The 16,541-nt window shown below is 35.1% G+C and carries 24 protein-coding genes; 2 read left to right on the top strand and 22 right to left on the bottom strand.

What is annotated here, in order from left to right; translation table 11 throughout:
• Positions 1-38 precede the first annotated feature (38 nt).
• Positions 39-764, top strand: a complete 726-nt coding sequence (locus C8C76_RS04505; protein WP_108139038.1) for a hypothetical protein — start codon at positions 39-41, stop codon at positions 762-764.
• Positions 765-830: 66 nt separating this feature from the next.
• Here the strand turns inward: C8C76_RS04505 and C8C76_RS15075 are convergent, their stop codons facing one another.
• The 4 genes from C8C76_RS15075 to amrB all read right to left on the bottom strand — a co-directional run bounded on the left by C8C76_RS15075 (position 831) and on the right by amrB (position 3,572).
• On the bottom strand, positions 831-992 hold the full coding sequence (locus C8C76_RS15075) for a hypothetical protein (protein ID WP_166637078.1): 162 nt from the start codon (positions 990-992) through the stop codon (positions 831-833).
• A gap of 199 nt (positions 993-1,191) precedes the next feature.
• Positions 1,192-2,181 carry an AmmeMemoRadiSam system radical SAM enzyme gene (amrS, locus tag C8C76_RS04500; RefSeq protein WP_108139127.1) on the bottom strand — a complete coding sequence of 330 codons (990 nt, stop codon included), beginning with the start codon at positions 2,179-2,181 and terminating at the stop codon, positions 1,192-1,194.
• Positions 2,174-2,701, bottom strand: a complete 528-nt coding sequence (gene amrA, locus C8C76_RS04495; RefSeq protein WP_108139036.1) for an AmmeMemoRadiSam system protein A — start codon at positions 2,699-2,701, stop codon at positions 2,174-2,176. The genes amrS and amrA overlap by 8 nt, the downstream gene beginning before the upstream one ends.
• Before the next feature lie 34 nt (positions 2,702-2,735).
• Positions 2,736-3,572 (bottom strand): AmmeMemoRadiSam system protein B, encoded by an 837-nt coding sequence (gene amrB / locus C8C76_RS04490; RefSeq protein WP_258222417.1) that lies wholly within the window; start codon positions 3,570-3,572, stop codon positions 2,736-2,738.
• Between the two features lie 290 nt (positions 3,573-3,862).
• Between amrB and C8C76_RS04485 the strand changes: the two genes are divergently transcribed.
• The gene (locus C8C76_RS04485) at positions 3,863-5,098 is read left to right on the top strand and encodes a transposase (RefSeq protein WP_308812579.1); all 1,236 of its coding nucleotides are present in this window, start codon (positions 3,863-3,865) and stop codon (positions 5,096-5,098) included.
• A 532-nt stretch (positions 5,099-5,630) separates the two neighbouring features.
• On the opposite strand, the gene rpsI is transcribed toward C8C76_RS04485, so the two are convergent.
• From rpsI to rplO, 18 genes are all read right to left on the bottom strand, one after another.
• Positions 5,631-6,026 carry a 30S ribosomal protein S9 gene (gene rpsI / locus C8C76_RS04480; RefSeq protein WP_073159789.1) on the bottom strand — a complete coding sequence of 132 codons (396 nt, stop codon included), beginning with the start codon at positions 6,024-6,026 and terminating at the stop codon, positions 5,631-5,633.
• A 23-nt stretch (positions 6,027-6,049) separates the two neighbouring features.
• Positions 6,050-6,478 (bottom strand): 50S ribosomal protein L13, encoded by a 429-nt coding sequence (rplM, locus tag C8C76_RS04475; RefSeq protein WP_108139030.1) that lies wholly within the window; start codon positions 6,476-6,478, stop codon positions 6,050-6,052.
• A 133-nt stretch (positions 6,479-6,611) separates the two neighbouring features.
• Positions 6,612-7,358 carry a tRNA pseudouridine(38-40) synthase TruA gene (gene truA / locus C8C76_RS04470; protein WP_108139028.1) on the bottom strand — a complete coding sequence of 249 codons (747 nt, stop codon included), beginning with the start codon at positions 7,356-7,358 and terminating at the stop codon, positions 6,612-6,614.
• Positions 7,359-7,368: 10 nt separating this feature from the next.
• The gene (locus C8C76_RS04465) at positions 7,369-8,160 is read right to left on the bottom strand and encodes an energy-coupling factor transporter transmembrane component T family protein (protein WP_108139026.1); all 792 of its coding nucleotides are present in this window, start codon (positions 8,158-8,160) and stop codon (positions 7,369-7,371) included.
• A gap of 1 nt (position 8,161) precedes the next feature.
• On the bottom strand, positions 8,162-9,010 hold the full coding sequence (locus tag C8C76_RS04460; protein ID WP_108139024.1) for an energy-coupling factor transporter ATPase: 849 nt from the start codon (positions 9,008-9,010) through the stop codon (positions 8,162-8,164).
• The gene (locus C8C76_RS04455) at positions 9,004-9,825 is read right to left on the bottom strand and encodes an energy-coupling factor transporter ATPase (protein ID WP_108139022.1); all 822 of its coding nucleotides are present in this window, start codon (positions 9,823-9,825) and stop codon (positions 9,004-9,006) included. Before C8C76_RS04455 ends, C8C76_RS04460 begins: the two co-directional genes overlap by 7 nt.
• Before the next feature lie 20 nt (positions 9,826-9,845).
• Positions 9,846-10,187 carry a 50S ribosomal protein L17 gene (rplQ, locus tag C8C76_RS04450; protein ID WP_108139020.1) on the bottom strand — a complete coding sequence of 114 codons (342 nt, stop codon included), beginning with the start codon at positions 10,185-10,187 and terminating at the stop codon, positions 9,846-9,848.
• 13 nt (positions 10,188-10,200) lie between these two features.
• Positions 10,201-11,148 (bottom strand): DNA-directed RNA polymerase subunit alpha, encoded by a 948-nt coding sequence (locus C8C76_RS04445; protein WP_108139018.1) that lies wholly within the window; start codon positions 11,146-11,148, stop codon positions 10,201-10,203.
• Between the two features lie 52 nt (positions 11,149-11,200).
• Complete coding sequence (gene rpsD / locus C8C76_RS04440; RefSeq protein ID WP_108139016.1) at positions 11,201-11,827, bottom strand: 30S ribosomal protein S4; 627 nt, start codon at positions 11,825-11,827, stop codon at positions 11,201-11,203.
• A gap of 28 nt (positions 11,828-11,855) precedes the next feature.
• Complete coding sequence (gene rpsK / locus C8C76_RS04435; RefSeq protein WP_108139014.1) at positions 11,856-12,254, bottom strand: 30S ribosomal protein S11; 399 nt, start codon at positions 12,252-12,254, stop codon at positions 11,856-11,858.
• Between the two features lie 16 nt (positions 12,255-12,270).
• Positions 12,271-12,651, bottom strand: a complete 381-nt coding sequence (gene rpsM, locus C8C76_RS04430; protein WP_108139012.1) for a 30S ribosomal protein S13 — start codon at positions 12,649-12,651, stop codon at positions 12,271-12,273.
• A gap of 20 nt (positions 12,652-12,671) precedes the next feature.
• Positions 12,672-12,785 (bottom strand): 50S ribosomal protein L36, encoded by a 114-nt coding sequence (gene rpmJ, locus C8C76_RS04425; protein ID WP_005487032.1) that lies wholly within the window; start codon positions 12,783-12,785, stop codon positions 12,672-12,674.
• A 23-nt stretch (positions 12,786-12,808) separates the two neighbouring features.
• Positions 12,809-13,033, bottom strand: coding sequence for a translation initiation factor IF-1 (gene infA, locus C8C76_RS04420; RefSeq protein ID WP_005487029.1), 225 nt, complete (start codon positions 13,031-13,033; stop codon positions 12,809-12,811).
• A 3-nt stretch (positions 13,034-13,036) separates the two neighbouring features.
• Positions 13,037-13,327 carry a KOW domain-containing RNA-binding protein gene (locus C8C76_RS04415; protein WP_108139010.1) on the bottom strand — a complete coding sequence of 97 codons (291 nt, stop codon included), beginning with the start codon at positions 13,325-13,327 and terminating at the stop codon, positions 13,037-13,039.
• A gap of 82 nt (positions 13,328-13,409) precedes the next feature.
• Complete coding sequence (gene map, locus C8C76_RS04410) at positions 13,410-14,159, bottom strand: type I methionyl aminopeptidase (RefSeq protein ID WP_108139008.1); 750 nt, start codon at positions 14,157-14,159, stop codon at positions 13,410-13,412.
• Positions 14,159-14,809: an adenylate kinase gene (locus tag C8C76_RS04405; RefSeq protein ID WP_108139006.1), complete on the bottom strand. Its 651-nt coding sequence runs from the start codon at positions 14,807-14,809 to the stop codon at positions 14,159-14,161. The genes map and C8C76_RS04405 overlap by 1 nt, the downstream gene beginning before the upstream one ends.
• Positions 14,810-14,824: 15 nt before the next feature.
• A complete protein-coding gene (gene secY / locus C8C76_RS04400) occupies positions 14,825-16,093 on the bottom strand; it encodes a preprotein translocase subunit SecY (protein WP_108139004.1) in 1,269 nt (422 codons plus the stop codon).
• Position 16,094: 1 nt separating this feature from the next.
• Positions 16,095-16,538, bottom strand: a complete 444-nt coding sequence (gene rplO / locus C8C76_RS04395) for a 50S ribosomal protein L15 (protein ID WP_108139002.1) — start codon at positions 16,536-16,538, stop codon at positions 16,095-16,097.
• Between the last annotated feature and the right edge of the window lie 3 nt (positions 16,539-16,541).

Raw genomic sequence — 16,541 nt, 5'->3', positions numbered from 1 at the left:
CAAATTTTAATAGAAAATAATAGAGAGGAGGTGATATCTTGAAAAATAATATTTTTTCTGACCAGCGTCTCAATTATAAAGATTTTTTAATAGTTATTGCTGCCTGGTATTTTATCACTCTGAGCAGTTATTTTATAATTGAAAAAGATTTTACAGCCTTAATCTATATCAATGAAATTCTTGCTTTTTCTATAAATGTTCTCTCTCATATTATATTTTTATTTATAATCTACAGCTATTTTAATCTGCTCTATGACTTTAGTTTTGCGGACCTTGGATTTAAATTTAAAAAAGATAAAATCAACTTAAAGGCACTTTTTATAATTTTTCTTCTTTTAACAGCTGGAGTGATTTTAATCAATCTTAATTATAGGCCTGAAGTTAAAAGCAGCTTTTTTCCCCTGCAGTTAGGAGAAAATATTTTCAAAATCATTTACAGTGATTTACCCCTATTAATTATGGTTTTCTTAATTCTTTTATTTACAGCCAGTGTAGAACAATTTTTATTTAATAAGATTATTTTCTCACTGTTTAATCTTTATCTACCTACTTTTTTAGCGGTGATTTTCAGCGGTTTATTTGCTGCGGTTCTTTTTTTGGAGTTCACCCCTGCTTTTATCTTAATTATTTTTATTTCAGTAGTTATCAGTAATTATCTTTATATCTGCAGTGATCATAACTTATTTACTCCAATTATTTTTTACAGCTATTTTTTAACTCTTTACATAGTTTTTATTTATGGTTTCGATTTTGTAATTATCTAAATTAACTTCTAGAAAAACAAAAGGCCGGCCAGAGGCCGACCTTTTAAATTCTTATTCAAATTAGACTTACTCCCACAGCTTAAAGATTTTATTTACCTGATCAATCTTGGCTGCAATTTTTTCATCATTATGATTATGATATAAGTCACCACTACACTTCTCACAATAGAGTGCACCAGACCAGTTCTGACTTCCACATACATTACATTTTACATTTTTGTTTCTCATTATTAAGCCCTCCTTATTAGTCTTATAGTATTATATGAGCTTAATTAGAGTATAGCAGTACTAATAATTACTGTCAAGTTAATTTATAAAAAAACAAAATTTGAAATTATTTGATAATTGTTCGTTTCTTCACTATGCCTTTCCTGCCTGGAATGACAAAAGAGTCTTATTAAAACAAACCGCTATTTAAACAGATTAGCTAGAATTCACCGTATAATTCTGTACCACAGTCAGGACATCGATTCTGATCAAGCATATTCTCTACCTGGTAAGCTTTTCTTTTAATTAACTTTCTACCACAGCTGCTGCAGTAAGTATCAGCAGTATTTTCAATAATTGCATTACCTAAATAAACATGGTCCAGATGTTTTTTTGCTTTTTGATAGGCTTTTTTCATCTTTTCCAAATCTGTTGGTGGATTATTCAATTTATAGGCTGGATGATATCTGCTCAGATGAAGAGGAATCTGACTGTTAATCTGAGCCAGCCATTTAAAGAGCTCTTCTAATTCATTCAGGTCATCATTCAAATCAGTAACGACCAGTGTTGTTACTTCTAAATGAATTTCCCGGGCAAGAGTTTCAATTGTCCTTTTTACAGGCTCAAATCCTCCCCCACAATTATCTTGATAAAAGTTATTATTAAATGCTTTTAGATCAATATTTGCCGCATCTAAAAAGGGAAGAAGCTTTTTTAAAGGCTTTTGATTAATAAACCCATTACTTACTAGAATGTTTTTCAATCCCTTTTCAGCAGCTATTTCAGCTGTTTCAAGCATGTATTCATAAAAGACTACTGGTTCTGAATAAGTATAGGCAATTAAGTCGATCCCTTTTTTGAGAGCAGTTTCAACAATTTCTTCAGGTTTAAACTCCCTCAATTCAGGCTTCTGCTGACTAATCTGCCAGTTTTGACAGAATACACAGCTCATATTACAGCCCCAGCTGCCCACAGAAAGAACTTTTTTCTGTGGGTAAAAATGGTAAAGAGGTTTTTTCTCGACCGGATCAACCCCCAGTGAAGATATCTGTCCGTAATTTAATGAATACAATTTACCATCAATATTTTTTCTAACCTGACAAATTCCAACTTTATTGTTTGAAATTTTACAGTTATGGGGACAGAGTTCACACTCAACAATACCGTTATCTTTGATTTGATAATATTGAGCTGGATATAGATCAGTCATTTTCATCAAACCTGCTTACAGTAAAACGATAAATTTCTACTGCGGCATCTTCTCGCAAACCAGCCTTTCTCTTGGCTACACTAAGCTGCTTTTCAACTGTTTCAATACCTTCTAAATCAGGCAGCAGTAGTCCTGTCTGATGTCCTCCTTTAACAAGAATTCCGTATTTTTTAGGATCAAGTTCCGATTTGTCTCTAATTCTTTCAGGTTTGGATAATATATCTACCGAAATTGAAATCTCATTTAATTCCTCTTTTTCAACTTCAGGAAAGCGGGGATCATTCTCAGCAGCTGTCATTGCATTGCTGACAATTTCATAAGCTGCATTTTTCTGTACCGGTCTAAAAGTGCCCATACAGCCTCTTAACTTACCATTTTTCTTTATAGTTACAAATACTCCTGCTTCCTTTTTTAAAATATCTGGCAGTTCAGCTTCCTCAAATTCAGCTTCTTTCCCAGAAATAATGTATTCTTCAACTGCTCTTCTGGCTAAATCTGTTATAAATTTTTCTTCTTTCATCATAATCACTCCTCACTACTAATTATATAAACTCCTAAATTGATTTAGTCTTAATAAAAACTGTGCCATAACCGACTCCAAAGGGGCCTTCATAAGAGTTAACCTCAAGTTCTAGCTCCAGGCCATCAACTGCCCCCAGCATAGTCACAATCGGCCTTAAACCGCATTCTCCAGCTTTCTCGACCAGTTCCTGATCGAAATTTAATATAGAATCAAAATCTTTTTCTTTAAAATACTCAATCAATTTTTCATCAAAAAGATGTGCCTCAGAATTATAACCTGCCGGTGCTCCCTTTTTTAAGCGGTGAGAAAGGTCACCACTGGCAATAACTGCTATCTTATAGTCAAGCTCAGCTGCAGTTCTCGCAATCTCCTTACCAATTTTAAAAAGCTCCTGGTAGGAGATGAAGCCAATAGATATCGGAACTATTGGTAATTTAAGTCCGGCTTCTTCAAGATAATTTAAGGGAACCATAATTCCATGATCTAATTCCTGATCAATACCATAATTAATCAAGTCTTTTTTTCTTAGAGGCTGTAAGGCCAGATTTTTCTCACTGGTATTTTGAAGTAATTTTTCAGCAAAATTGATGTCAGATTTTTCTTTAAATTCTAGCTTTGAAAAACCAAAATCTCCAAAATTACCCTGCAGCTGATCCTTAATAATTAAAGAGGCTGTAGAACGAAATACAGGACCATGGGGAGTAATAAAAACTATTAAATCAAGTTCATCTTTAAATTCAGCAATTTCTGCAGCTGTCTTTTTAAAACCCTGAACTGTTTTTTCTGCTTTTTTTAATTCTCTTCCTCCAATTTCCTCAATCACAATTGGTGGATGAGGCAGCAGAGCAGCACATTTAACACCCATCATTGTCACCTCCGCTAAAGTTAAGCTCTAAATCAATGCAGATAAATTTAATTTAACTTCCAAAAGATTAAGAATTCATATCTAATTCCTTCATCACTTATATTATACAACAAATCAACTAATAAAAAAACACCTCTAAAGCTACTTTTCGCTGATACATTTTATTAATTAAGCGAATTTCATAAAAATAAGCCTTGATATAACAAAGATTTTAATGATATAAAAAGGGCTTCACCCCATTCTTGTCGAATTTAATAGTAACACCCAAAAAACTCGAAAGAAGGTGAAGCCCTATTAATAATATTCGACAAGAGTGTCTCTTTCCCTTTGAAGAATTACTTAATTTATCGGAAACTGACAAATTAATTTGTATTTTAGATCCTATTGATCTTAAACCTGTTGTTGAAAAGATAAAGCCTAAGTCTAATAAAGGACCAACTGGATATAATCCAGAAGCTATTTTAAGAGCTTTTCTGGTCCAGCAGATTGAAAAGATTCCTACCAGAGCAGACTTAGTAAGCAAAATTGATAGAAGTCCATATCTCAGATATGTCTGTGGTTTTTCTACCACTGGCAGGGTGCCCAGTGAAGCAACTTTCAGCCGATATTACAGCAAATTATCTGAGACTGATGAACTGGAAATACTGATGAATAATCTTTTGGATCAATGTATTGTTTTTAACTTATTGGACACTGAGACAATGGCTGTTGATGCTTCAAAACTGGAAGCTTATGAACGAGCTAAACCAAGGTCAAAGATAGATAAAGAAAATAATTCTACCCCTGATTGGGGTACTAAATTTGACTCTCATAAAAATCAGATAACCTGGTTTGGCTGGAAGATACATGCTGCAGTTGAAACTAACTCAGAATTACCGATTGCTTTAACTTTAACTCCAGCCAATCATGCAGATAAAACTCAGGCAATACCCCTAGTTGAAAAGGTTAATGACTTTTTAGCTGAAAGAGATTTAACTAAACCCAAATACTGGACTATGGATTCAGGCTATGATTACACTGATATCTATGAACATATTCTCTTTGAGCAGGAGTCTCAGGCTATTATTCCAATTAACAAGCGTAATGCTAAACAGCCACCAGCTGGATTCTATGATTTTAAAGGAACACCAGTCTGCAGTGGAGGCCACAAAATGTATTACTGGGGTCATTACAAAGGAGTCAACAAATTTAGATGCCCACATGTATGTGGTAAAGTTGATTGTATTCATGGAACTAAATGGTGTTCTGACAGCAACTACGGTCAGGTAACTAAAACTAGACCAAAAGAGAACCCCAGATATATATCAACACCACATAGAGACTCTAGAACCTGGAGAAGGATCTACAACAAGAGAACCAGTGTTGAGAGAACTTTTTCCAGACTAAAAGAGCATCTAAATTTAGAGAACTTAACTGTAATGGGAGCCAAAAAAGTCAAAACTCATTTGCTATTAAGTTCAATCAGTTTGATAGCTGCAAGAATCGCAGCCGAAAAGATCAAGCTTCAAAATCAGACTTTAGCTGCTTAAAAAGCATTTTAAAGCAAGATTTTAAGATACCCAAGCTAAGTGCGTCTAAATTTAGCAGTAAATCTATGGTAAATCATTAAAATCTACAAATTCAAGTTAAAAGGCTTATTTTTATGATTCGCAGACAATATTTTTTTGAATTAAACTAAATTAAGCGTATTATGAAATTCGCTTAATTATAACTTGATTAATCCCCAAAGGCCTGCTTTTTCTTTTTTCTAATCTATTGAATATTTTATTTTAAAGCTGAGCATCAAAATGAGTGACTAAAAAATTATTTTATTATAACTTGATGAATAAAAGAACTTAGGGCAGACGAAGAGCACGGACGCTCTGAGCTGAGCCAGAAACAGGAGGTTTCTTTGCTCAGGCAGCTGTACTAAGTTCTTTTATGAGTCTTAGTTATTGTAATAATTTTTTTCTGGATCGACATTTTGTTGCTCAGCTTTAAAATAATTAACTAAAACTAAGATTAGAAAAAAAGAAAAAAGCAGAGCCTGAGCTCTGCCTGTAATAAAATGAAAAATAAATATTATCTTTTTGAAAACTGTGGACTTTTTCTCGCTTTTTTGCGGCCGTACTTCTTTCTTTCAACCATACGGGAGTCTCTGGTTAAGTAACCAGCTTTCTTAAGTGGTCCACGGTAATCCTTATCAACTTCCAGCAGTGCTCTAGCAATTCCATGACGAACTGCTCCAGCTTGACCTGAAAGTCCTCCACCTCTAACATTTACTAATACATCAAATGTACCATCAGCGTTAACTAATTCTAAAGGTGACATAATATCTTTAATTAAAGATTTTCTATTAAAATAGTTATCAATTTCTTTGTCATTTACTAAAAACTTTCCATCTCCAGGCAGCAGGCGCACACGAGCTGTAGAAGTCTTTCTACGACCTGTACCTCTATATTGTACTTCAGAAGCCATCTATTAAATTCCTCCTTTCAGAATTAAAGTTCTAATTTTTCTGGCTGTTGAGCCTGATGTGGATGATTAGGTCCACTGTATACTTTTAATTTTTTAAACATTTTTCTACCAAGTTTATTGTGTGGTAACATACCCTTAACAGCTTTTTCAATGATAAATTCTGGATCTTTGTCACGAAGTTCTTTATAAGTAACTTCTTTAATACCACCTGGATGATTTGTGTGACTGTAATGTTTCTTATCATCCCACTTCTTACCTGATAATTTAACTTTTTCAGCGTTAACCACAATTACATAATCTCCCATATCTACATGAGGTGTAAAAGTTGGCTTGTGCTTTCCTCTTATATACTGAGCAATTTCAGATGCCAGTCTTCCTAAAGTTTTATCTGCAGCATCAACTACATACCAGTCGCGCTCTACAGTTTCATTTTTCGCCATATATGTTGACATAACTATACCTCCTTAGTTAAAATACTCTCTCTAATTACATGAAATTATTCTCAACGGGGCTTGTTGTTGGACAGAATAATTCATAGTAATTTTAATACAATCTTCTGCTTTTGTCAAGTTAAAAAAATATAAATTAATCATAAAATACTTCGATTAATGTTAAACCCTGAGCCGGAGCAGTAAAACCAGCATTATTTCGATCACAACTCTGCAGAATATATTCCATTTCCGACAGAGTTCTTTTTCCCAGACCGGTTTCAATAAGTGTACCGGCTAAAATCCTTATCATATTATATAAAAAACCATTTCCAATGACATCAATCCAAATTTCGCCATTATCTGCTGCATAAAGATCCAGAGAATAGATTTCTCTTACTGTTGATTCAGCTGAAGATCCGGCAGCACAAAAAGCAGCAAAATCATGTGAGCCTTCAAAGACTTTAGCGGCTCTCTGCATAATTTCTATATCAAGTTTTTTATAAACATTATAAACAAAATTGCGGACAAAAACTGAATTAAAATTACTGTTCAAAATTCTATATCTATATTTTTTGCCCCGTGCATCAAATCTAGAGTGGAACTCTTCATCCACTTTTTCTGCTTTTTTACAGATAATATCAGCAGGTAATTCGCTATTTAAAGCGATTGGAATTTTATGAGCTGGAATATCTACATCCAGAAAGAAATTCGCCGTCTGACCAGCCGCATGAACCCCGGCATCTGTCCTTCCTGCACCAGTAATCCTAACTCTTTTTTTATTAATTCTAGTCAGAGCATTTTCTAACTTCTGCTGTATTGTCTGACTGGTGTTTTTTTGAATCTGCCAGCCACTATAATTATTTCCATCATATTCGACTATAATTTTATAATTTTGTTTCATTTAATCTCACCTAATAAAATGATACAGCAACTGCCAGAATAATAATTATAATTAAAGCAATAAAATCATAATACTTAAACTCCAGCTCGTGCAGTCTTGTTCTGCCTTCTCCTCCCCGATAACACCTGGACTCCATAGCAAGTGCAAGATCATCTGCTCTTCTAAAAGCACTTATAAATAACGGAACCAGTAAGGGAATTAAACTTTTAGCTCTCTGAATTAAATTACCGGATTCGAAATCAGCACCCCTTGCCTGTTGAGCTTTCATAATTTTATCAGCCTCTTCCAGTAGAGTTGGAATAAACCTTAGAGCTATTGTCATCATCATTGACAGCTCACTGGCTGGAACTCCAAACCTCTTTAAAGGTGATAAAATATATTCAATTCCATCTGTTAACTGCAGGGGAGAAGTGGTTAATGTTAAAAGTGAGGTGAATAAGATTAAAATAAATATTCTACTCACCATAAAAAAACCGGTGTATACTCCTTCAGATTCTATAGAAATAAATTTCCAGGCCCAAAGAACTTCGCCACCTTTAGTTAAGAAAACATGAATTACAAGGGTAAATAATACCAAAATCAATATTGGCTTTAAACCTTTGAGAACTTTTTTTAATGAGATTTTGGATAATAAAATAACTACCAAAATAAAAGCAGAAAAAAAGCCAAAACCACTAAATGTATCAATAGTAAATAAAGCAATTATTAAAATCGTTGTAATAATTATCTTAATCCGGGCATCCAGAGCATGAACAATAGAATCGCGTGCTATATATTGACCAATTGTTATATCTTTTAGCATATTATTTGCTCCTCAATGCTTTAATTATTTCAGCTGATGCCTCAGATATAGAAAATAAATTTGTATTTACCTTCAATCCTTTTTCTTCCAGACGGTGTAGAATTTCTGTGATTTGAGGAAGATCAAGAGAAAGTTTATGCAGCTCCTGTTCCTGAGAAAAAACTTTCACTGGTGTATCATCAATAACAATTTCTCCCTGATGCATCACAATAACTCTACTTGCAAGTTCAGCTATCTCTTCCATCCGGTGTGAGATTAAGATGACTGTCATTTCAAGTTCCTGATAGAGATATTTCAGCAGTTCTGCAAGCTGTTTTCTACCCTGTGGATCAAGTCCAGCACTGGGTTCATCCAGAACTAAAACATCAGGCTTTAGAGCTAAAACTCCAGCGATTGCAACTTTCCGCTGCTGGCCTCCACTTAAATTAAATGGAGAACGGTCTTTAAATTCTTCGTAACCAAGACCGACTAAGTCCATAACCTCTTTAACTCTTTTCTCTATTTCACCTTTTTTTAAACCAAGGTTTTTAGGGCCAAAAGCTATGTCCTGAAAAACTGTTTCTTCAAACAATTGATGTTCAGGATACTGAAAAACTAAAGCAACATGACGTCTGGTTTCTTTTAAATTGCTTTTTTCATTAGTTATATTTTTCCCATTAACCTTAACGGTTCCAGAACTTGGTATGATCAGTCCGTTAAAAAGCTGAACTAAGGTAGATTTACCAGAACCAGTGTGTCCTACAATTCCAATAAATTCTCCCTTGCTGATCTCTAAATTAATATCTTTTAATGCTTTAACATTATTTTCATCCTGATAGATATGGCTAACATTATTTAATTCAATTAACATAATGCATCCACCAACTCATCTATGCTTAAAATATCAGGAATATTAATCTTTTCCTGACGCAGATATTCAGCAACCTCAACTGCAACAGGTATATCTAAGTTAACATCTTTTAACTGCTCAACTAATCTAAAAATGGATTTTGGACTCCCTTTATGCAAAATCTGACCCTGGTTCATAACAATAACCTTATCTGCATTTATCGCTTCCTCCATAAAGTGAGTTATATGGACAACAGTAATTCCTTTTTCTTTGTTTAAATATTGTACTGTTTCCATCACTTCTTTTCTACCCTGCGGATCAAGCATTGCAGTCGGTTCGTCAAGAACTATACAGTCAGGTTCCATGGCAATAACCCCGGCAATTGCGACTCTCTGTTTCTGCCCACCAGATAATTTATGAGGGGCAAATTTTTGAAATCCAGCCATTCCTACCATTTCAAGAGATTTATCCACTCTCTGACGAATCTCTTCGGTTGGAACCCCTAAATTTTCAGGTCCAAATGCTACATCATCTTCAACCATAGAAGCAACAAGTTGATTGTCCGGGTTTTGAAAAACCATTCCAACCTTCTGCCTAACCTTCCAGGTATTATCACGATTATTAGTATTTAAACCTGCAACAAAAATCTCTCCTTTGGAAGGAGTTAAGAGTACATTTAATAACTTTGCCAGGGTAGATTTGCCTGAACCATTTGAACCAATAATAACAGCAAAATCACCGGCTTCAATCTGCAGATCAATATTCTGCAGGGCCGGTCTATCACTGTCGTCATTTTCATAAAGAAAATCTACCCCATTTATTTCTATCAGGCTCATATTAACACCTACATTCAGTATTATTCTACTAGTTCAATAATCGCTTGCTTAGCTGCATCTCCACGACGGGGATACATTTTTAAAATTCTTGTATAACCACCAGGTCTTTCTGAATACTGAGGTGCAATCTCATCAAATAATTTTGTAACTACTTCTTTGTCTTTGATTTTGCTCATCACTTTACGCCTTGAAGCAAGATTGTTGGTCTTCGCAGCAGTAATAAGCTTCTCAGCATAAGATCTTAATTCTTTTGCCTTAGGTAGTGTAGTTTCGATTCTTCCCTCGCGAAATAATGATGTCGCCATGTTGCTTAACATAGCCTGACGATGGGAAGATCTTTTCTGTAATTTACGCTTAGCCACCTAAAATCCCTCCTTAAATTTCATTCTCTTTTAAATCTAAATCAAGTTCATCTAATTTATCTTTAATTTCCTGCAAGGATTTTTTACCAAGATTACGAACCTTCATCAGATCATCTTCAGTTTTATCAACTAATTCTTCAACTGTATTGATCCCGGCCCGTTTCAGACAATTAGAAGAACGAACTGAAAGCTCTAATTCTTCAATTGTTGTATCTAAGATTTTATCCTTTTCTTCTTCTTCTACTTCTACCATAATTTCTACATCTTCAATTTCATCAGTTAAATTGATAAATAGTTCAAGATGCTCAACCATGATTTTAGCAGCAAGACTGATAGCATCATCAGGATGAATACTACCATTTGTATCTACTTCCAGAACCAGACGATCAAAGTCAGTTACCTGACCAACTCTGGTATTTTCGATATTAAAATTGGCTCTATCAATAGGACTGTAAGAAGAATCTATTGGAATTAGACCAATTACATTATTATCAAATAAGTCTTTGTTTTCTTCAGCGGTATGATAACCTCTACCCTTATCTACAGTAGCCTCTAAAACAAGTCTGCCATCCTCCGCGAGAGTGGCAATATGGTGATCTTTATTGACAATCTGTACATCACCTGAAGAAATAAAATCTCCAGCAGTTACCTCTCCTTCTCCTTCTGCCTCTAAACGAATAGTTGTCTGTTCATCACCTGAATATTTAACAACTACTTCTTTTAGATTCAAAATTAAATCTGTCATATCTTCAACTACTCCTGGAATAGCTGAAAATTCATGCTTTACACCCTCTACTTTAACTGAAGTAAGTGCAGCTCCAGGTAGAGAAGAAAGCAAAATACGACGCAGAGAATTACCAAGAGTAGTTCCATATCCTCTTTCTAAAGGAGAAATTTCATAACGACCATAATTTTCATCACTTTCCAGTCTTTCCACACGTGGTTTTTCAATTTCTATCATATTATCAGCTTACCCTCCTTAAATTAACAATTTTATGACTGAGGGTATTCATTTACCGTGAATAATACTCGACAATCAGGTGCTCTTCTACCGGATAATCGATATCTTCCCTCTCTGGTAATGCAACAACTGTACCTTCTGCTTTTTCAAGATCAGAATTAAGCCATTCCTGTGTAGCAAAGTCAGCATTGTATTCAAAAATCTCTTTAAAACGCTTGGACTTGCGGCTGGAATCTTTTACACTAATAACATCATCTACATCTATTTCATATGAAGGAATGTCAACCTTACGTCCATTCACTTTAATATGACCGTGTAATACAAACTGTCTGGCTTCACTGCGGGAGCTGGCAAAACCCATTCTGTAAACAATATTATCCAGTCTTCTTTCTAATAACTGGAGGAAGTTTTCACCTGTAACTCCGTTTTCATTTTCAGCCTTTTCGAAGTAATTACGGAACTGCTTTTCCATAATTCCATAAATTCTTCTAACTTTCTGCTTTTCTCTTAACTGAGAACCATATTCTGATACTTTTTGACGTCCCTGACCATGCTCACCTGGAACATAAGGTCTGCGATCAAAAGAACATTTATCACTATAACAACGGGCGCCTTTTAAATATAATTTTTCACCTTCACGCCTGCATAATTTACAAACTGAACCTGTATATCTTGCCATTTTTACACCTCAACTTTCTATTATATAATTATATACGTCTTCTTTTTGGGGGTCTACATCCATTATGTGGAATAGGAGTAATATCTTTAATTAAAGTAATGTTTAAACCTGCAGACTGTAGAGTTCTAATTGCAGACTCTCTACCAGAACCAGGACCTTTAACATAAATTTCTACTTCCTTAAGACCCATTTCTTTTGCTTCATCAGCAGCATTTTCTGCAGCCAGCTGAGCAGCAAAAGGAGTACTTTTTCTGGAACCTTTATAACCAACTTTTCCAGCACTTGACCAGGCAATTACCTTACCTTCTTCATCAGTAATTGAAATAATTGTATTATTAAATGTAGATTTAATATGAGCCTGACCTTTTTCTATATTGCGTTTAACCTTTTTTCTTCTACGTGATTTTTTCTTCTTATTTTTAGCCATTAATTATATTCCCTCCTTACTTAGCTGGTTTTGATCTAGTTACACCAACAGTTTTCTTAGGACCTTTACGTGTACGAGCATTTGTTTTAGTTCTCTGTCCACGCACTGGTAAACCTCTGCGGTGACGAAGACCACGGTAACAACCAATATCTTTTAATCTTTTAATATCAGCTCTTCTTTCTCTTCTTAATTCACCCTCAACTATATAGTGCTCATCAATTTCACTTCTTAAATTTGAAATTTCAGCTTCAGTTAAATCTTTAATTCTTGTATCAGGATCAACGCCTGTGCTCTCAAGAATTTTTTGAGAAGTAGTTCTACCGATACCATAAATATATGTCAATCCAATCTCTACCCTCTTATTTCTGGGAAGATCAACACCTTCAATTCTAGCCATGATTTCACCTCCAGTATTTTTTATCCCTGACGCTGTTTATGCTTGGGATTTTCACAAATAACCATTACTTTACCATTGCGTCTAATAACCTTACATTTATCACAAATCGGCTTAACTGATGGTCTTACTTTCATTAACAATCACCCCTTGTGGTAATTTATTTCGCTTTATGTCGATAAGTTATCCGGCCACGACTCAAGTCATAGGGAGAAAGTTCTACTGTTACCTTATCACCAGGTAAAATTCGTATAAAATTCATCCTCATTTTTCCTGAAACATGTGCCAGAACTTTATGTCCGTTTTCCAATTCAACTCTAAACATTGCATTTGGCAGGGGTTCAACTACAGTACCCTGGACTTCAATAGGATCTTCTTTTGCCATAAATTATTTGACCTCCTCTTTACTGAGATAATCCTTTAAAATTAAGCGAACATCTTCACTGCGAACTCGTTTCTTATCTTTTAAATCTCTTAAAAACTCTGCTGCAATCTGACCTGTACTTTCTAAATGTCTGCTATTTTTATATTTTGGATTATTAAATTTCCTCTTTACACCATCGACAACTTTTATTTTTTGATCTGACTCATTATCTATATCTATTACTAAATAATAAGTATCTTTATCTCTGCCGGCAGTCGACCTGACAATTTCGCCAACTTTAAAAGCAGTATCCAAAAATATCACTCTTTCCTTCAAGCTCTCTTTTTAACACGCACTGTATATTATACCATAGATAAGACAGGCTCTGCAATAAAAGTTAAAGTTTACTTAATATTTCAACTCCATCTTTAGTTATTGCTATTGTATGCTCGAAATGAGCAGAAAGGCTTCTATCTTTTGTTACTACTGTCCAGTCATCTTCTAATGTCTCGACTTCATAACCGCCAATGTTTACCATTGGCTCAATAGCAAGGGTCATACCCTCTTTTAATTTAGGACCTTTTCCTGCCGGACCAAAATTAGGTATCTGTGGATCTTCATGCATATCACGACCGATTCCGTGACCAACATAATCCCGAACCACAGAAAACCCATTTTTTTCGACATATTCCTGTACAGCATGTGAAATATCAAATAATCTGTTGCCGATAACTGCTTTTTCAATTCCTTTAAGAAGAGATTCTTCAGTTACCTTCAATAATTTGCTGGCATTTTCCGAAATTGAACCAACTGCATGTGTTCTGGCAGCATCACCATTAAAGCCTTCATAAAAAGTTCCAATGTCAATACTTACTATATCACCAGCTTCTAAAAAACGATGATCAGCAGGAATACCATGTACAACTTCTTCATTAATTGAAATACAAATAGAGGCTGGAAAACCCTGATATCCTTTAAAAGAAGGTACAGCTCCCTTACTGCGAATAAATTCATCAGCAAGCTGATCAAGTTCTGCAGTAGATATACCAGGTTTAATATTTTCTGCCAGATAAGCATGTGTTTCTGCCACTATCTGATTTGCTTCACGCATTATATCAATTTCTCGCCTCGATTTCAAGATAATCATTATTTATTCGCCTCAATTAATTTCATTAGTCGCTGCTGCACCTTTTCAATTCCGCCGGTGCTTTTAACCTCATGCAGTATTCCTTTGTTTTGATAGTAATCTGCAAGCTTAGCAGTCTTTTCTTTATTTACTTCAATTCGTTTCTTAACTGTTTCTTCCTCATCATCACTGCGCTGAATTACTTCTCCTCCACACTTATCACATACACCTTCAACTTCAGGTGGATCATTTTTTACATGATAGGTGGCCCCACAATCAACACATACTCTGCGTCCAGCCAGTCTTTCAACTAAGATATCTATTTCAGCCTGCAGATAAATCGCAAGATCAAGCTCTCTATTCTGCTCTGCTAAAATCTCATCTAAAGCCTCTGCCTGTGCAATTGTACGGGGAAATCCATCCAGGATAAATCCCTCTTTACAGTCATCCTCTTTTAATCGTTCTTCAACAATTCCAATGGTTACTTCATCTGGTACTAATTCGCCGGCATCAATAAATGATTTAGCTTTTTTTCCCAGTGGGGTTTTATTTTTAATTGCCTTTCTAAAAATATCACCAGTAGCAATATGAGGAATTTCCAAACTTGCTTCTAATTTTTTAGCCTGAGTACCCTTACCAACACCGGGTAAACCCAGTAAAATCATATCCATTTTATTTCCTCCTCTTTATTTCATGAAACCTTCATAGTGTCTCATCAGGAGATGGGATTCGATCTGTTCCATAGTTTTTAAAGCAACACCAACCATAATGATTAAGGATGTTCCTCCAAAACTAATTGTTACACCAGTCAGCGGCTGCATTGCAAAAGGAAGTAATGCTACAATTGTTAAGAATATAGCTCCTGCTAATGTAACTCTCATTAAAACTCTATCTAAATAATTAATAGTTGGTCTTCCAGGACGAATTCCAGGAATAAACCCACCATACTTTTTCATATTGTCTGCTACCTCTTCTGGATTAAAGGTAATAGCAGTATAGAAATAAGTAAAGAATAAAATCATCAGACCATACAGTACCATATAAAGTGTAGATCCAGGACTAATTGCATTTGCCAGACCTGTTGCCCAGTCATAAGGTAAAACCTGTGCAATAATTCCAGGGAATAAGAGTACAGAAGAAGCGAAGATTACTGGGATAACACCAGCCTGATTGATCTTCATCGGAATATGAGTACTTCTACCTCCGTAAACTCTGCGGCCCACAATTCTCTTTGAATACTGAACCGGGATTCTTCTTTCTCCCTGCTGAACAAAAATAATACCGGCAATAATTATTATAGCCAGTACAGCAAAAATTAGCACATTTAAAATTGAGATTGTGCCTGCCTGTAATAACTCATATGTGTTATACATATCTGACGGGAAGCGAGAGATAATAGATGTAAAAATGATAATAGAAATACCATTTCCAATTCCTTTATCCGTAATCTGCTCACCCAGCCACATTAAGAAAGCTGTACCAGCAGTTAAACTTACAATAATTAGGGCAATATCAAACGCTGTTGCATTAGGAACAGCACCAAAACGCTGAATATAAAGTGTAATACCAATTGCCTGAATTACAGCAAGTACAATTGTTCCATATCTGGTATACTGAGCAATTTTTTTGCGGCCCTCATTACCCTGTTTAGAAAGCTCTTCTAATTTAGGTACAACTACAGTCAAGAGCTGTAAAATAATTGAAGCAGTAATGTAGGGAGTAATGCTCATCGCAAAAATAGTAAAGTTACTTAAAGCACCACCTGCAAATAGATCTAAAAAATCAAGTGCTCCACCAAAGTTTCCGCCAAAAAGTCTTTCCTGAAGCAATGCTACATCTACTCCAGGGACCGGAATATGTGCTCCCAGGCGGTAAACTGCCATCATAGCAAGCATGAATAAAACTTTATTTCTAAGTTCTTTTACTTTAAAAACATTACCGAGAGCCTTAATCAACTTAAATCACCTCTGACTTTCCGCCAGCAGCTTCTATTTTTTCTCTGGCAGAAGCAGTAAAAGCATTTGCTTTTACATTCAGGGCAACATTAACTTCACCTTTACCCAGTATTTTTACTCCATTTTTTGCAATACCATCAATAATTCCCTTTTCTAATAAAACTTCAGGTGTTACAGTTTCATCAGCAGAGAATCTATTTAACTGATATACATTAATTTCATTAAATTCTTTTTTAAATTTATTATTAAACCCTCTTTTGGGAAGACGTCTAAACAGAGGAGTCTGTCCACCTTCAAATGTTGGGCGTACTCTTCCACCTGCACGAGAGTTCTGTCCATTTGCACCTCTACCAGATGTATAACCGCGACCGGAGCCAGTACCACGACCAACTCTTTTGCGATCTTTTTTATATCCAGCAGCAGGTTTAAGATTATTTAATTTCATACT

The sequence above is a fragment of the Halanaerobium saccharolyticum genome, from assembly GCF_003053565.1.
Classification (GTDB): Bacteria; Bacillota; Halanaerobiia; order Halanaerobiales; family Halanaerobiaceae; genus Halanaerobium; species Halanaerobium saccharolyticum_B.
The sequence above is the reverse complement of the archived record's forward strand: the minus strand, read 5'-3'. Positions and strand labels throughout refer to the sequence as shown.

Excerpts from the sequence above, each read along its gene's own strand:
- C8C76_RS15075 (WP_166637078.1), bottom strand. The coding sequence starts at position 992 with ATGAGAAACAAAAATGTAAAATGTAATGTATGTGGAAGTCAGAACTGG.
- amrS (WP_108139127.1), bottom strand. The coding sequence starts at position 2,181 with ATGACTGATCTATATCCAGCTCAATATTATCAAATCAAAGATAACGGT.
- amrA (WP_108139036.1), bottom strand. The coding sequence starts at position 2,701 with ATGAAAGAAGAAAAATTTATAACAGATTTAGCCAGAAGAGCAGTTGAA.
- amrB (WP_258222417.1), bottom strand. The coding sequence starts at position 3,572 with ATGATGGGTGTTAAATGTGCTGCTCTGCTGCCTCATCCACCAATTGTG.
- rpsI (WP_073159789.1), bottom strand. The coding sequence starts at position 6,026 with ATGGCTTCTGAAGTACAATATAGAGGTACAGGTCGTAGAAAGACTTCT.
- rplM (WP_108139030.1), bottom strand. The coding sequence starts at position 6,478 with ATGTCAACATATATGGCGAAAAATGAAACTGTAGAGCGCGACTGGTAT.
- truA (WP_108139028.1), bottom strand. The coding sequence starts at position 7,358 with ATGAAACAAAATTATAAAATTATAGTCGAATATGATGGAAATAATTAT.
- C8C76_RS04465 (WP_108139026.1), bottom strand. The coding sequence starts at position 8,160 with ATGCTAAAAGATATAACAATTGGTCAATATATAGCACGCGATTCTATT.
- C8C76_RS04460 (WP_108139024.1), bottom strand. The coding sequence starts at position 9,010 with ATGTTAATTGAATTAAATAATGTTAGCCATATCTATCAGGATGAAAAT.
- C8C76_RS04455 (WP_108139022.1), bottom strand. The coding sequence starts at position 9,825 with ATGAGCCTGATAGAAATAAATGGGGTAGATTTTCTTTATGAAAATGAC.
- C8C76_RS04445 (WP_108139018.1), bottom strand. The coding sequence starts at position 11,148 with ATGATAGAAATTGAAAAACCACGTGTGGAAAGACTGGAAAGTGATGAA.
- rpsD (WP_108139016.1), bottom strand. The coding sequence starts at position 11,827 with ATGGCAAGATATACAGGTTCAGTTTGTAAATTATGCAGGCGTGAAGGT.
- rpsK (WP_108139014.1), bottom strand. The coding sequence starts at position 12,254 with ATGGCTAAAAATAAGAAGAAAAAATCACGTAGAAGAAAAAAGGTTAAA.
- rpsM (WP_108139012.1), bottom strand. The coding sequence starts at position 12,651 with ATGGCTAGAATTGAAGGTGTTGATCTTCCCAGAAATAAGAGGGTAGAG.
- rpmJ (WP_005487032.1), bottom strand. The coding sequence starts at position 12,785 with ATGAAAGTAAGACCATCAGTTAAGCCGATTTGTGATAAATGTAAGGTT.
- infA (WP_005487029.1), bottom strand. The coding sequence starts at position 13,033 with ATGGCAAAAGAAGATCCTATTGAAGTCCAGGGTACTGTAGTTGAACCC.
- map (WP_108139008.1), bottom strand. The coding sequence starts at position 14,159 with ATGATTATCTTGAAATCGAGGCGAGAAATTGATATAATGCGTGAAGCA.
- C8C76_RS04405 (WP_108139006.1), bottom strand. The coding sequence starts at position 14,809 with ATGGATATGATTTTACTGGGTTTACCCGGTGTTGGTAAGGGTACTCAG.
- rplO (WP_108139002.1), bottom strand. The coding sequence starts at position 16,538 with ATGAAATTAAATAATCTTAAACCTGCTGCTGGATATAAAAAAGATCGC.